Source organism: Hahella sp. HN01, from assembly GCF_018986435.1.
Lineage (GTDB): Bacteria > Pseudomonadota > Gammaproteobacteria > Pseudomonadales > Oleiphilaceae > Hahella.
Window position 1 is genome coordinate 1 of the sequence record NZ_JAHMIN010000036.1, and the last position, 13479, is coordinate 13479.

Here is a 13479-nt window from a genome sequence, read left to right on the forward strand (position 1 = left end):
GTTGGCATGTGGGCTGCAATACATCTGGCAAGTAAACAAACAATGTCTTGGAACACTGCGACAGAGTCTGATTACCAGATTAGATAGCAGTGAAATTCAGTAAAGCCGAATGTATTGTCGGCGGGAGTAAAGAAATGGCGAGTAAAACACTATTCAACACCCAGCGCGGAAATATGGCGCCTGCAGCGGACACCCTTAATCAGGCCGGCGGCCTGGCTTATAAATACTCCGCAGAGCATGCGCTGGCGCAGTACGCGGTGACCGGATGTTTCACCAGCACATTCTATGCTTCCGCTGAAGATCAGTTGGAAAAAGTCATGGAGTTCGCCGCTCAAGTAGAGCCTGAGTTTATCGCAAAATTGGCGGTGTTCGCTCGGGAGCGCGGCTTCATGAAAGATATGCCAGCGCTGTTGACTGCGATACTGACTGTGCGGGCGCCGGAACTGGTTCCTGCTGTGTTCAAGCGGGTCATTGATAACGGCCGTATGGTGAGAAACTTTGTGCAGATCATGCGTTCCGGCGTTGTTGGACGGAAATCCCTGGGAACCATGCCCAAGCGGCTGGTGAAAGAGTGGATCAACGCTCGTGGCGAGTCTTCTTTGTTCATGGATTCTGTCGGTGCGTCGCCTTCGATGAAGGATGTCATCAAGATGGTGCGGCCAAAGCCGGAAAACCTGATGCGGCAGGCTCTGTACGGTTATCTGATCGATAGAGAATACGATGCGGAGAAGCTGCCGCAGGTTGTGCGGGATTATGAGGCCTTTAAGGCGGATCAGTCTCAGCCGCTGCCGAAAGTGGAGTTTCGGTTGCTGACAGCGCTGAACCTGACGCAAGCGCATTGGGCTGGCATCGCCCGCAATGCGGGATGGCAGATGACGCGGATGAACTTGAATACCTTTGCGCGGCAGGGCGTGTTCAATGAAAAAGGAATGGACCGTGTGATCGCTGACCGTCTGCGTGATGAGAACGCCATTCGCAAGGCTAAGGCGTTTCCGTACCAATTGATGGCTGCTTACACCATGGCGGGCGAAGGTGTGCCTAAAATGGTGACGGAGGCCTTGCAGGACGCGATGGAGATCGCGCTGCAGAATGTGCCGGCGCTGGAAGGTCGGGTTGTCGTGCTGCCGGATACCAGCGGGTCTATGACTCAGTCGGTATCAGGTTATCGTCCCGGCGCTTCCAGTAAGGTGCGGTGTATTGATGTCGCCGCTCTGGTGGCTGCGGCTATCCTGGCGAAAAACAAGGATGCGGAGATTCTCCCGTTCGCGACCTCAGTGCATCAGGTGCGTTTGAATCCCCGGGATTCGGTGATGACCAACGCGACCAAACTGGCGCAACTGGGCGGCGGCGGAACGAACTGCTCTGCGCCTCTGGTGGAGCTGAACCGACGCAAAGCGGAGGTGGATACGGTGGTCTTCGTTAGCGATAACGAGTCATGGATTGATACGAACAGCCGTTATGCGGGGTACAACTCAGGGACGGCGGTGATGCAGGAGTGGCTGAAGCTGAAGCAGCGTAACCCCAAAGCAAAAATGGTGTGTATCGATGTTGTGCCCAATGCGTACACCCAGGCGATGGAGCGTGATGACATCCTGAACGTGGGAGGATTCTCCGATCAGGTGTTCACCGTGATGAAGTCCTTTTTGAGTGATAACCCACAGACCTGGGTGCGCACCATCAGGGAAATCGAACTGTAGCCAGGGATCTTGGTGGAGAAAAAGGCCGTCTGCGGGCGGCCTGATTCGAAGGCTTAATTTTTGATATTGGCGAATGCTTGTATGACTACATTAACCATTTGGTCCCGGGTTCGAGTCCCGGCGGTTGGCTGACAACCGTAGCGCAGTGGTAGCGCGAGCGTAGATGTCATACGACCTTTTTGTCGCTGGTCTTTTTAGGCCAAATGCTGGTCAGGATTACATTTTTCCCAAATAACTTCCTGGCTGTTTTTTGTTGGCCGCCTTATTTGAGTTTTGGCGAATGCCTGTGTGACTACACCACTTTTAATGGCCAGGTCGCGGGTTCGAGTCCCGCCCACGCTTAAAATGGCGTGGTAGCTCAGTCGGGAGAGCAGGATTGTCACACACACTCTCGTCACCGAAGGGAAAGGCTTGCAAGAGCGTTTCCCCATAATGAGTAAATTATGGGAAAGCGCTTTTGCATTTGATGCAAGGGTTCTTTGGTAAGTCGGCGAATGCCCGTATGACTACATCGGGGCTGCGAATTTCCGGGTTCGAATCCCGGCGACTGTTTACAGTTGTGGCCCATTGGTAAAGGCGCGCGGTATATGCGTCATACAAACTTTTGTCGCCGACTTTTTAGGCCAAATACTTTGCAGGGCTACATATTCCGGGCCTTGCGCTACGCTTGTTGGCCGCTTTTGCTCTTTTTAGCGAATGCGTATTAGACTACATACTGAAACCATGCTGCGTCTTATGCATTTTTGTCGCTGAAGGGAAGCGCCCACAAGAGCGTTTCTCCATAACGCCAGAGCTGAGGAATATCCTGAGTCTCAGCTTGGGGCGAATATGGAAAAGCGTTTTGGTTTGCGCTGACGAATGCCAGTATGACTACATTGATTCGCGAGGTCCCGGGTTCGAGCCCCGGCAGTCTGTAGTGACTGTAGCTCAGTAGGTAGAGCTCGCGAGATTGTCATGCAAATCTTTGTCGTCGGCTTTCTTCTATAACTTCGTTCTATCCTGCTTCGATTCAATTTCTCTAGGGTGGCTATGAATAAGCAACGAATTATGGCCTGTCTTCAGGACGAAGATGGAAGCACTAGGGATATCAACTTTACTCCTGCTCTCTTCGAAGATGTTGTCAGATTCGTGTCTGCGCTGTTTTCTGAGTACGGAATGGGTAGTCTTACTGATCAGGATGGGGCAGATATTGCGCTAGACGCAGAATCACTGGCCGCACTATTTGATCTTGAAACAAGCTACGCATTGGGTTTTTTTGAGTGCGAAAAAGCCATAGTGAAAAAAATACAGGTATTTTTGGATTGTCCAGAAGACGAAAAGTGTGCTGTTGAGCTGTCTTTCTTTCCTCGCGATCTTGCGGATAGCTTCGAGCCAGAAATACTTCTATCTAAAGTTCACGCATGGTGGGATATCCTTCGTTCGAAAGAATTATTTATCCGATACGAAGACCTTAGCTGGAAGCATTACGACGCCGAAGACCTAAGTGTTTTTTATCATAGGGTTAGGGCTTAATTAGGCCAATCATGCAACCTGACCTTTATGGTTGGAGGCCACCATGGTTTACTCCATACGAGGATTTCAAGGGGGCGTGTGCGCGGTTTGAATAGGGGGAGGCTCCAGTATTCAATTTATTATGGGAATGAATACGCGGTCCAGGTAGCCATGAAATTACGGGCGGTTAATCTCGACGATATGCCAGGTGACGTCGGTATAAGTGACTTTAGTGTCCGCTAGCGCTGCAACAGGGGCATTGATGCTGTCTTTTAGGTAGTCAGCGATGATGAGCTGGGTGTTGGCCAGCGTTTCCTCCAGCGTGCCTCCCACGCCGCAAACCAGAAGTCCGGGTATCGACGAGAAGTAGTCCGCTTTCTCACTTTGCTTGACTGCGACCCGGAAAACTAACTTGGTCATAGCACTCTCAGTTCTTGTAATAATGTAGAGCCATGGTATCCGATGGCGGCGGGTTTCTCCGATAATTATTTCGCGGTTATTTGTGAAACTTTGTTAAATAAATGCCCGATAAATGGACTTTTTCTGCACGTTGATCGCTATATCGACAACTTTTCTGGTATCGCCATGAAACGCCCCATGAACGGGGCGTTTAACGCTTAATAGATGTGGCGTTGCCTGGGCGCTCTAATAACGGTTCTTCTCCGCAGGGTTTTCGCTCAGATATTGCACAAATTCCCACTCGATGCCGTTAGGGTCGAAATAATAGGCCCTACGGCGAAACGGATGCGCCTCTGTTTCATAACCATCGTAACCGCGCTGCTGCAAACGTCCTGTCACCCCATCAAGATCCTCCACCACCATGCCAATATGGTTAATGCCGTCGTTGATATAGCGGGTGCTGACATCGCTCAGGTGGTTATCGCACTGCTGTAGCGCGAAGTAGAAGCGGTCATTGCCCACATGGGCCCATCTGCCGTTTTGACTCATCAGATCGCCTTCGCCCCGTAATGCAAAGTCGGGGAAAGCGGCTTGCAAAAACTCCATGGACTTTTCGATGGATTCAACGGTGATATTAGCGTGTTCCAGATACATGATTCGTTCTCCATTGTCGCCCTGGGGGCGTATTTGTTGTTAGGTTTATTTAGTAAAGCGTTTGCTTTACAAATAGATTATGCCTGTTCCTTTCTTTAGTAAAGCTATCGCTTTACTAAATTTTTCCTATCAACGTATACTGAAGCGCTATCCATTCATTGTAGGAGCGAGACTTCTTTGACGACGCAGGAAGACAGCGGCGAGCGCATTCTGTACTTGATTAAATCCCGAGGGCCGGCCAGCGCTCCCGAATTAGGCGGGATGTTGGGCATGACCACCATGGGCGCCAGGCAGCACATTGCAAAGCTGGAGCAAGAGGGCCTTTTGTATAGCGTAGAGGAAAGGAAGGCGCGTGGACGCCCTGTCGCGGTCTGGCGTCTGACGGAAAAGGCGCAGGGTCGATTTCCGGATAGTCACGCCAATCTGACCGTCGACTTGATCGCATCCACCCGTGAGGTGTTTGGAGAAGAAGGGTTGGATAAGCTCATTGAGGCGCGCAACGCCAAACAATTGCAGAGCTATTTAACGGCGCTATCTGTGTATCCTGATGTGTCGGACCGAATCGCCAAACTGGCGGAGCTGCGCAGTGCGGAAGGATATATGGCGGCCGCGTTTTTTGAGCAGGACGAAGGCGTCTGGTATCTGGTGGAAAACCATTGTCCTGTTTGCGTGGCGGCGCAGCATTGTCAGGGATTATGTCGAGCGGAGCTGCAAAATTTCCAGCGCTGTTTTGAAGAGCTTGCAGCGGTGGAGCGTACGGAACATGTGTTGAAAGGCGCGCGTCGCTGCTGTTATCGGTTTACTTTGAAAGCTTAACCATGAGCGGGCGCGCCTGTGACGTGTGGGATTACAGTGATCCGGTTGCGTCTTTCTCAATGGCTTCCGCCAATTCGCTCAAGAACGCGCTGCGTACTTTCAGTTTGGTGTTCTTGTGCGCTTTCAAATTCAACGCCGTCATTTTCTTGGCTTCCTCCATCGCCCTCGCCATCAGTTCTGACTCTTCTACCACGATATCCAGGAAGCCGGCTTCTCTGGCCTGTTGAGGCGCAAACATTTCCGCATTGATGACGCATCGGTTGAGGTATACCGGCGCCAGACGCGCGCGGGCGATAGAGATGCCGGCGTGATGCATGGTCATGCCGATCGCCACTTCATTCAGGCCTATTTTATAGGGGCCTTCGACGCCAATGCGCAGGTCTGCGGACAGCAACAGGAAGGCGCCTTTGGCGACAGCGTGACCTGGGCAGGCGACGATAATTGGCATGGGAAAAGAAAGCAGGCGGTGAGACAGGGTGGACCCTTGTTTAACCAGCGCCATCGCTGACTCCATGCTTTGCGTCATGACTTTCAAGTCATAACCGCCGGAGAGCATGCCCGGTGTTCCTGTGATGACCACCACGGCCTTACTCTGTTCCGCAGCGTCTAATGCTGCGTTGAACTCTTCGATCAATTGCGGGGAAATGGCGTTGACTTTGCCGTTATTTAGCGTGATGACGGCAATATTGTCCTTGAGTTCATAACTCAATAACTCGCTCATCGTGGACTCCTTAACTGTGTGTGTTTGCTGTGTTGTTATATGACTTATCAGGCGGCGTATTATGGCACATAAAGCCTTGCAGGGAGCCGATTGAGAAGGCCGAGAATGCGATTTATGCGCGCTAACCCATTGTCCAATCGAGACTATTGGGATAGTCCACTAAGGGTTGACATTATAAAGTGTGAGCCTCTTCACATTAATTAAACGTGAGGGATAACGGCCTTCGGTAATTACCTACCTAAAGCCCGGACTAACCCCTTCCGCATAGACTCAATCTGACTACTATAGACTGATCGCGCCTAAGAGGAGTTGTATAGGGCGAAAATGATAGCCGGCCAAAAGCAGGCCTATCAGATAAAAATAAATCTCCTATATGGACTGGAGGAATAAATGCTAACGAAGAAGACAAGCCTATCCATGGCTTTGAGCTCCCTTACTCTTGCTCTCGCCACCGCCGCTCATTCGGCGCCCCCTTCACGCAGTGATCTCTTGAACGAATTCTGGAGCCCAGACCGCCTGCACCCACTGGAATGCCGCTTTGGCGTTTTAAATAACTCCCCATGGGGACTGCCTCGTTGTATGCAGGCTAAAAACGTCATGGCGCACCTGCAAATGCTGAACGATATCGCCGGCGCTAACGACGGCACTCGCGCCGCTGGCTTGCCGGGTTACGAGGCTTCCGTCGACTACATCAAATCCACGCTGGAAAGCGCTGGTTACAACGTAACGCTGGCTCCATTCCCGTTCAATGCGTTCTATCCGCAAGGTCCAGGAACTCTGGAATCCACCGCTCCAGACACCACTTCCTATGAGTGGGAAGTTGACTTCTCTTATCTGTCGCAAACCGACGCAGGCGATGTAACGGGTCCTGTGGCGGCGGTTGATCTGGCGTTGGGTCCAGATAACGGCTCTACCAGCGGATGTGAAGCGGAAGACTTCGCCGGCTTCCCGGCAGGCTCCATCGCATTGGTTCAGCGCGGCTCCTGTACTTTCCAGATCAAAGCGGAAAATGCAGCGGCGGCTGGCGCAATCGGCGTTATCATCTTCAACCAGGGCAACACTGAAGATCGCAAAGGTCTGATGAACGCCACTTTGGGCGATGATTACACAGGCGGCATTCCTGTCGTGTTCGCGACCTACGACAACGGTGTTGCATGGTCCGGAACTGAAGGCTTGCAGATGCACGTCGTGACTGACGTCGTGAGAAAGCAAACCGAGACAGTTAACGTGATCGCCGAGTCCAGAAGAGGCAATCCGGACAACGTCGTCATGGTCGGTTCGCACCTTGACTCCGTCTATGAAGGCGCTGGCATCAACGATAACGGCTCCGGTAGCGCTGCGTTGCTGGAAATGGCGCTGCAAATGCGTCGCGCGCATCCACGCAACAAAATCCGCTTCGCATGGTGGGGCGCTGAGGAATCAGGTCTGGTTGGCTCTACACACTACGTGCAGAACCTGCCGGAAGACGAGCTTAAGAAAATCAAGGTCTACCTGAACTTCGATATGATCGCTTCTCCGAACTTCGCTTATATGATTTATGACGGCGACGGTTCTGACTTCGGTCTGGAAGGCCCTCCTGGGTCCAAGGCCACTGAAAAACTGTTCGAAGACTACTACAAGCTGCGTGCGCTGCCTTATGAAGGCACCGAGATCAGCTTCCGTTCCGACTATGCGCAGTTCTTCACTGACGGCGTAGCCTTCGGCGGTCTGTTCACTGGCGCGGAAGTCGCGAAGACTGAAGAGCAGGCGGAGAAATACGGCGGCGACGCTGGCGTTGCTCTGGACCATTGCTACCACCAGGCTTGCGACGATATCAATAACATCGCGCAGGACGCACTGGAAATCAACATCGACGCAGTGGCGTTCGTAACCAGCTGGTTGTCTCTGTCCACCAAAGTTATCGATGATGAAATCGAAGCTGCGGCGAAGAAAGACGAAGGTGTTGCAGCTATGCGCGCATTCAGCGCGAGCTCCAGCTCCAGCGCTTCTTCCTACGACATTACTCACTGGGGTAAACACTGGATCAAATAATCCACTGATCCTTGGTTGGTAAACCCATAGCGCTTAGCCCGGCGCCGCCTTGTGCGGTTCCGGGCTTTTTTGCGGCTGTAATCTGGCTCTTTGAACGGCGGATATGGACAGGAATACGAATCTGGTTTATTTATTCATCCGGCGGGCCCGCTGTCTCCTTCTATTTGTCTGAATGGATAGGCTGTTGCGTGTCAGCGCCTGTCTGCCGCGGCGTATCGCCGTTTTAATCATGTTCTTCGTTTTCTGCGCCGTTGTGCTTTAGGACCATGCGAAAAGAGAAAATTCACCAACAGATTATCGCCAAACTGCAGGACGACCTGGCTGTCGCCCAGCAGGCGGCCAATACCGCTCATGAAACCGCCACCCATACAGAAAGCGTCGCGGAAAACAAATACGACACTTTCGGTCTGGAGGCGTCTTATCTGGCGGAAGGGCAATCCCGGCGCGTGAGGGAACTGGAACTGGCGCTCGCCTCTTATCAAAATACCCCGCCCAAGCGTTTTACTGATCAAGATGAGGTCGGCGTTTTTGCGTTAGTCACGTTGGAAGCGGAAGACGGCTCTGAGCGTCGTTTGTTCGTGGGGCCTGAAGCGGCTGGGTATAAGTTTCTGCTGGATGAACAAGAGGTGTTGGTTATTACGCGGCATTCTCCCATCGGTATGAAATTGATGGGGAAAACGGTGGGCGACGTGGTTGTGCTTGTCGCAGCGGGGCAGGAGAAAGAATTTGAGATCGTCGAGTTAGAGTGATCCAAGCCGATGGGAAGCCTGGTAAGACTTCCCATTACGCTCTCACTGGTCAGGCGACCATGTCTTCCATGCTGACCTGATTCAGCTGCATCCATGCCTGAATGTTTTCATTGGCGCTGACCAAATCGGTAAAGTCGTGCGCGATTGCTTCCTTTAGATCCGCCACAATAGCTTTGCGCACAGGCGGAGCAGAGGCTTGGTTGCTGCGAAAGTCTTCATCCAGGTTAATGCGGCAGATAGCGCGATTGAACTCATAGTATCTCCAGCCTTCTTCCTTATTGCCGCCGCGGATATCAATGGCGCAGGACAGTTCTGTTAGCGCATTCTCCCATTCCGGCGTCACCTTATCCTTCAACGCGAAGCCCAGTTGCCCATGGTTCATATGGTAGCGACCGTCTGGGTCTGACTTGACCAGTGCGCGGAATATGGGAATGGTTTTCTCCATGAGTTGTTTATTGTTACGCCAGTTTTCTCCACGCACTTTCCAGGTCTGATAAAAGATTTTCGCCTTGGCCTCCGGCGAGGCGGCGGCGATGGCTTCATCCAGCTCCGGTTGTGGGGCGGGAGGGAGTTCAAAACTCGGGTTAAGCTGGCGGTCCACCAGGTTTTGCGCTTCGGCATCCAGTTTGGTTTGTTTCTTGATTTCTTCAATGTCGCGGTTCGCCTGCTCCATGCGCGCGGATAATGTGCCCAGCGCGGTTTGATCCGCCTGACGAAAAGCGCCGGCGAGAAACAGGCGGGTCCAGAGATAACCGAATAGAAATCCAATGATGGAAAAATACAGCAGCACCGATAAGGCGAAGATAGAGGCGTCCCGCCCGCCGCCGATGCCTTCCGCAATATAGCTGGTCACCTCGCGCAGGTGAGAGGGCATGGCGGTCAGTTGAGTCAGGCCGACGCCAACCAGCATCTTGGTCAGCCAGTCGGATATTTGTTCAAGATTGGTGTTGGCAAGGTAGCCTGCACCTAGGCTGTCGCTGGCGCCGACTTTGATTGCTCCGCCTGACTCTTGTTGCAAGGTGCGGGGAATGCCGAATATAAAGCCGAGTACGCCGCCCATAAGCAGGAAGGCGCCCGCCACCATCAGCCCAACGCTGGCCACTGCCGTTTTTTGCGAGATCGCCGAAAATTGCAGTGCGTAGAGGGCGATTGCCGCCGCTCCAGCCAGCATCGCGGTGCGTAATGTGCGCAAGGCCTTATTGCTGTCCGAAGTCTGCTCCCTTTCAGTACGTTCCATGGTTCTGATCCTGCCTAAAAGCTTCCTGTTGTAGTCTTTGTTTCCGAACATTTTTGCGCTCCCTTTATACCTCAGCGGCGGGACAATTGCAGTGATGAAATTGGCTGTGCGCTGAGTGCAAAACAATGATGGAACTGCTTTTATCAATGGCTGTGTCAATCCTGGCCAATAATACAGAACACAACGACCTGTACTGTCTTTTGCAGAAGGAGGGAGGCTTGCATCTGTTTGATAACTATGGCGTTATGAGGTCATCAACAAAACCGCAAGGAGAAAAACTGATATGCGCAGCCACGAGGTGGACTACAAGATCATCGGCCACGATATGCAAATGGTGGAAGTGGAGCTGGACCCAGGCGAAACCGTCATCGCGGAAGCCGGGGCCATGAACTACATGACCGGCGGCATAGAATTCGAAACCAAGATGGGCGATGGCTCGGACCCTGAGCAGGGCTTCTTTTCCAAGTTGTTCAGCGCCGGCAAACGCATGATGACCGGGGAGTCTCTGTTCATGACTCACTTCACCAACAGCGGCCATGGCAAGCAGCAGGTTTCATTTGCGGCGCCGTATCCAGGCAGCATCGTACCCGTGGATCTGGCCAATCAGGGCGGAACTATTATCTGTCAGAAAGACTCCTTTCTGGCGGCGGCTATGGGGACTCGCATTAGCGTGGAGTTCAATCGTCGACTGGGCAGCGGCTTCTTCGGCGGCGAAGGTTTTGTGCTGCAAAAGCTGGAAGGGGACGGCATGGCCTTTATCCACGCTTGCGGAACTGTGGTGGAAAAGCGCCTTGATAACGAAACGCTGCGTTTGGATACCGGCTGTCTGGTGGCGTTTACGCCGTCCATCAGTTACGAAATTGAGATGGTGAAAGGCATACGCAGTATGTTTTTCGGCGGAGAAGGCATGTTTCTGGCGACTCTACGTGGAACCGGGACTGTCTGGATTCAAAGTTTGCCGTTCTCTCGGCTGGCGGATCGAATTTTGGCTCATGCCCCCAAACAAAATGGCGGGGTAGAAGTAGGAGAGGACTGAAACTGACGTTTTATCATGATAGAGTGTGACGTCGTAGGCGTTTAACGTCATCGCGCGGGTGATCGTTTATCAAATTAATGACGGTTGTCCGCTTGATGCGACGCTTGCTCATTTGGCGGCCCATGAAGCCTGGAATGCTTTGTTTGAGCCGCCACACGCCCAGAACCCAGCAGTGTTCGCGGCGTATGAGAGGGATGTCATGCGGTCGACTCTGTATTGCCTTGCAAGGCCTTGCCTCTCTTAATGTGAAACTCTCTCACATCTCCTGATACTAAAAACGAAAGCAACATTACAGGCGGCTATGGTATGGATATTTTGGCAACCAGAGTTTATGGGAAGAATGGAAGTCACACGGCCGAAGAGAGCGCTAGCCGAAGTGGTGCGCGCAATGGTCAATCTGAAACAACATCGCCACTTCAACTGTCAGCGGAAATCTATGGCATCTTGACCGTCGCGCTGGCGCGACACTTGGGGCCGGTTTCAACTCACCTTATTCGCAATGCCGCCTCGCATTCCCGCTCACTGCCGGAAATGATTGATACGCTGTCATTGCATATTCCCAACGGCGCCGAGCGAGATACTTTTCTTGATCGCGCCCACAGAAATGACGTTATGACACACCCCGGACGCAGCCTGGATTCCACTGCGCGCCAGAAAGCAGCCGCGCCTGCGGCGAACACGAACAGGCCAAAGCCCAAATATAAAAGCAGCGTTGGAACCGCCTTGAGCGAAGAAAAGCTGCAGCGTCTGACGCAGCTTCTCAGCCGGTATGTCGGGCCGTTGGCGGGCTGTATCGTGCGCAAATGCCGCGAAGAGTCGCCGACGGAAATCAAGCTTTATCAGGCGATGGCGGAGTGTATTCCAGACGAACATGAGCGGACTCAGTTTTTAAACAAAGTCCGGCTGAGAAGTTACTGAGAAGCCTCGTTTTACATTTGGAAGAGCCAGAACGCGCCGCACGCCTATTGAGTCGCGGCGGGTGGTTATGTGCGACGGTGGAGAAGGAAGCGCTCCAGCGTCGCGATAAACGGTTCCGGCTCTTCCAGATGCGGATAATGTCCTGACTTGGAAAACATTCTGGCGCTATAGGCGTTGTCCGCTGGCGCAGTGTAAGTGTCTCCCGCCATGACGAAATCGCCCACGCCCATAATGTGTAAAGAGTCTTGTTTCAAGCTGGCGAAGTCATATTCCTCGTCCGGCCCTGACTGACTGTGAATTGAGCTGGTAATCTGCTTAAACACCTCATCGCTTTCCTGTAACTCCGTCTGCGCTTTGATGGCGGCGTATTCATCCATGGCCTGAAAGTTCGACCAATAAAATAAGGATCGCAGATCACGGTGTTTCAGCTTTTCCCGGAATGCTTGTTTGGCGCTCCATAAGCTGGCGGGATTCTGAATATCATACTCAACTTCCTGCATCAGCGTGGCGTAGTCATCCCGTTGGAAAACTTTCATCAGGATTTGATCTATCAGGAAGTTTCTCTTAGCGGGAATATCCGGTCGTAGAGACCTCCCCAGAAAAACGGCTTTAGTCTCAATGGCGTCATCTTGTTTAAGTGCGTCATAAAGCAATCTGGCGCCGTAACTGTGTCCGACCACGGCGCAGAAGCCAGGATGGCGGATGCTTAGGCGATGAATGGCGGCGACAAGGTCATCGACGTTATCTTGATGACTGAGCGCGGGCGTCTGCGCTGATAGTCCGCAACCGCGCTGGTCATAAGAGATCCAGCCAAAATGTTCGCTGTAAATAGGATAACGTTGCAACCACTCTTTGAAATAATGCGAGTGGCTTCCGGGGCCCCCGTGTACGAATAGAATGATCGCGTTGTTTTGCTTTGGATTATGGGTCCAGCAGTGCAGGTTTTCGCTCATGTCATAACATCCTGTATTGAGCTGATTTACGGGCGTGTTGTCAGCAATTTGCAAGAGAGGCCCATTATTCTCCATTCGAATTTATGAATACAGAGCTAGCATTAATACTAGCTGTTGAATCAATGGGGTATTTGATAACGTTGGTGACAAATTAACTCGAAAGGCGTTCTGTCTTTGCGTAGATAATAAAGAATGAGTCGGCGGCGAAAATCGCGGCTGTAATTGTGCAATGGCCTGCGCAATAGAATTACAACGAGCCTAATATTCAGAGGTAACTGAACTTGAAAACAATAGAACCCAGCAGTGAGCAAACTCAACGTTTTGTAGAATTGGCCCGGGAATATTGTCAATGGAGCGAAGCGACGCCGGGCTCCCAAGATGAAGAAATGGCGACAGCTACCAGGCTGCTGGCTAAGCTTTACGCGACGATACTGGATTTGCCTTTTGAGCCGGCGGGGACGGATCTGGAATTTGAAACCATGACCCACGACGCTTGGCAGAAAGTCTACCAGCGATTCAGCTCGATGCCATTCACACAGTATCGCGATATCGACGACCCGTTTGATATGCAATCCGCTTCCGTCAATGCGGGCGACATCGCCGATGATCTGGCGGATATTTATCGCGACATGAAAGACGGCCTGTCCTTATGGGATCATCATCACGTCAAAGAAGCCGTGTGCTACTGGGAAGAAAGCTTCCGCATTCATTGGGGGCAGCACGCCATCGATGCATTAAAAGCCCTGCACTGGCGTCGTCATAATCGCTAAAAAAATT

13 protein-coding genes are annotated in these 13479 nt (G+C 52.3%); 8 read left to right on the forward strand and 5 right to left on the reverse strand.

Translation table 11 applies throughout. From position 1 onward, the window contains the following. Window positions 1-134: 134 nt before the first annotated feature. Complete coding sequence (locus KP814_RS25980; RefSeq protein ID WP_216739518.1) at window positions 135-1697, forward strand: RNA-binding protein; 1563 nt, start codon at window positions 135-137, stop codon at window positions 1695-1697. Between the two features lie 1029 nt (window positions 1698-2726). Beyond that, window positions 2727-3209: a hypothetical protein gene (locus KP814_RS25985; RefSeq protein WP_216739519.1), complete on the forward strand. Its 483-nt coding sequence runs from the start codon at window positions 2727-2729 to the stop codon at window positions 3207-3209. A 156-nt stretch (window positions 3210-3365) separates the two neighbouring features. Here KP814_RS25985 and KP814_RS25990 read toward each other — a convergent pair whose 3' ends face one another. Together KP814_RS25990 and KP814_RS25995 are read right to left on the reverse strand one after the other, a co-directional pair. Beyond that, window positions 3366-3608 carry a hypothetical protein gene (locus KP814_RS25990; protein WP_216739520.1) on the reverse strand — a complete coding sequence of 81 codons (243 nt, stop codon included), beginning with the start codon at window positions 3606-3608 and terminating at the stop codon, window positions 3366-3368. Between the two features lie 225 nt (window positions 3609-3833). Further along, window positions 3834-4241 (reverse strand): VOC family protein, encoded by a 408-nt coding sequence (locus KP814_RS25995; protein ID WP_216739521.1) that lies wholly within the window; start codon window positions 4239-4241, stop codon window positions 3834-3836. Window positions 4242-4418: 177 nt separating this feature from the next. On the opposite strand from KP814_RS25995, the gene KP814_RS26000 reads away from it, so the two are divergent. Next, the gene (locus KP814_RS26000; protein WP_216739522.1) at window positions 4419-5057 is read left to right on the forward strand and encodes a metalloregulator ArsR/SmtB family transcription factor; all 639 of its coding nucleotides are present in this window, start codon (window positions 4419-4421) and stop codon (window positions 5055-5057) included. 31 nt (window positions 5058-5088) lie between these two features. Here the strand turns inward: KP814_RS26000 and KP814_RS26005 are convergent, their stop codons facing one another. After that, window positions 5089-5778 carry a crotonase/enoyl-CoA hydratase family protein gene (locus tag KP814_RS26005; RefSeq protein WP_216739523.1) on the reverse strand — a complete coding sequence of 230 codons (690 nt, stop codon included), beginning with the start codon at window positions 5776-5778 and terminating at the stop codon, window positions 5089-5091. 390 nt (window positions 5779-6168) lie between these two features. Here KP814_RS26005 and KP814_RS26010 point away from each other — a divergent pair, with 390 nt between their 5' ends. Beyond that, a complete protein-coding gene (locus tag KP814_RS26010; RefSeq protein WP_216739524.1) occupies window positions 6169-7809 on the forward strand; it encodes a M28 family metallopeptidase in 1641 nt (546 codons plus the stop codon). A gap of 266 nt (window positions 7810-8075) precedes the next feature. Then, window positions 8076-8558 (forward strand): GreA/GreB family elongation factor, encoded by a 483-nt coding sequence (locus KP814_RS26015; protein WP_216739525.1) that lies wholly within the window; start codon window positions 8076-8078, stop codon window positions 8556-8558. A 49-nt stretch (window positions 8559-8607) separates the two neighbouring features. Here KP814_RS26015 and KP814_RS26020 read toward each other — a convergent pair whose 3' ends face one another. Next, window positions 8608-9795, reverse strand: coding sequence for a hypothetical protein (locus KP814_RS26020; protein WP_216739526.1), 1188 nt, complete (start codon window positions 9793-9795; stop codon window positions 8608-8610). Between the two features lie 283 nt (window positions 9796-10078). Here KP814_RS26020 and KP814_RS26025 point away from each other — a divergent pair, with 283 nt between their 5' ends. Beyond that, window positions 10079-10831, forward strand: a complete 753-nt coding sequence (locus tag KP814_RS26025; protein ID WP_216739527.1) for a TIGR00266 family protein — start codon at window positions 10079-10081, stop codon at window positions 10829-10831. A gap of 444 nt (window positions 10832-11275) precedes the next feature. After that, window positions 11276-11749, forward strand: a complete 474-nt coding sequence (locus KP814_RS26030; protein ID WP_216739528.1) for a hypothetical protein — start codon at window positions 11276-11278, stop codon at window positions 11747-11749. A 65-nt stretch (window positions 11750-11814) separates the two neighbouring features. Here the strand turns inward: KP814_RS26030 and KP814_RS26035 are convergent, their stop codons facing one another. After that, window positions 11815-12702: an alpha/beta fold hydrolase gene (locus KP814_RS26035; RefSeq protein WP_216739529.1), complete on the reverse strand. Its 888-nt coding sequence runs from the start codon at window positions 12700-12702 to the stop codon at window positions 11815-11817. Window positions 12703-12983: 281 nt separating this feature from the next. On the opposite strand from KP814_RS26035, the gene KP814_RS26040 reads away from it, so the two are divergent. Then, window positions 12984-13472, forward strand: coding sequence for a DUF5063 domain-containing protein (locus KP814_RS26040; RefSeq protein ID WP_216739530.1), 489 nt, complete (start codon window positions 12984-12986; stop codon window positions 13470-13472). The last annotated feature ends 7 nt before the right edge of the window (window positions 13473-13479 follow it).

Bases quoted from the DNA above. Each gene is read 5' to 3' on its own strand.
- KP814_RS26010 (WP_216739524.1), top strand. From the start codon at position 6,169: ATGCTAACGAAGAAGACAAGCCTATCCATGGCTTTGAGCTCCCTTACT.
- KP814_RS26015 (WP_216739525.1), top strand. From the start codon at position 8,076: ATGCGAAAAGAGAAAATTCACCAACAGATTATCGCCAAACTGCAGGAC.
- KP814_RS25980 (WP_216739518.1), top strand. From the start codon at position 135: ATGGCGAGTAAAACACTATTCAACACCCAGCGCGGAAATATGGCGCCT.
- KP814_RS26020 (WP_216739526.1), bottom strand. From the start codon at position 9,795: ATGGAACGTACTGAAAGGGAGCAGACTTCGGACAGCAATAAGGCCTTG.
- KP814_RS25995 (WP_216739521.1), bottom strand. From the start codon at position 4,241: ATGTATCTGGAACACGCTAATATCACCGTTGAATCCATCGAAAAGTCC.
- KP814_RS25985 (WP_216739519.1), top strand. From the start codon at position 2,727: ATGAATAAGCAACGAATTATGGCCTGTCTTCAGGACGAAGATGGAAGC.
- KP814_RS26025 (WP_216739527.1), top strand. From the start codon at position 10,079: ATGCGCAGCCACGAGGTGGACTACAAGATCATCGGCCACGATATGCAA.
- KP814_RS25990 (WP_216739520.1), bottom strand. From the start codon at position 3,608: ATGACCAAGTTAGTTTTCCGGGTCGCAGTCAAGCAAAGTGAGAAAGCG.
- KP814_RS26005 (WP_216739523.1), bottom strand. From the start codon at position 5,778: ATGAGCGAGTTATTGAGTTATGAACTCAAGGACAATATTGCCGTCATC.
- KP814_RS26035 (WP_216739529.1), bottom strand. From the start codon at position 12,702: ATGAGCGAAAACCTGCACTGCTGGACCCATAATCCAAAGCAAAACAAC.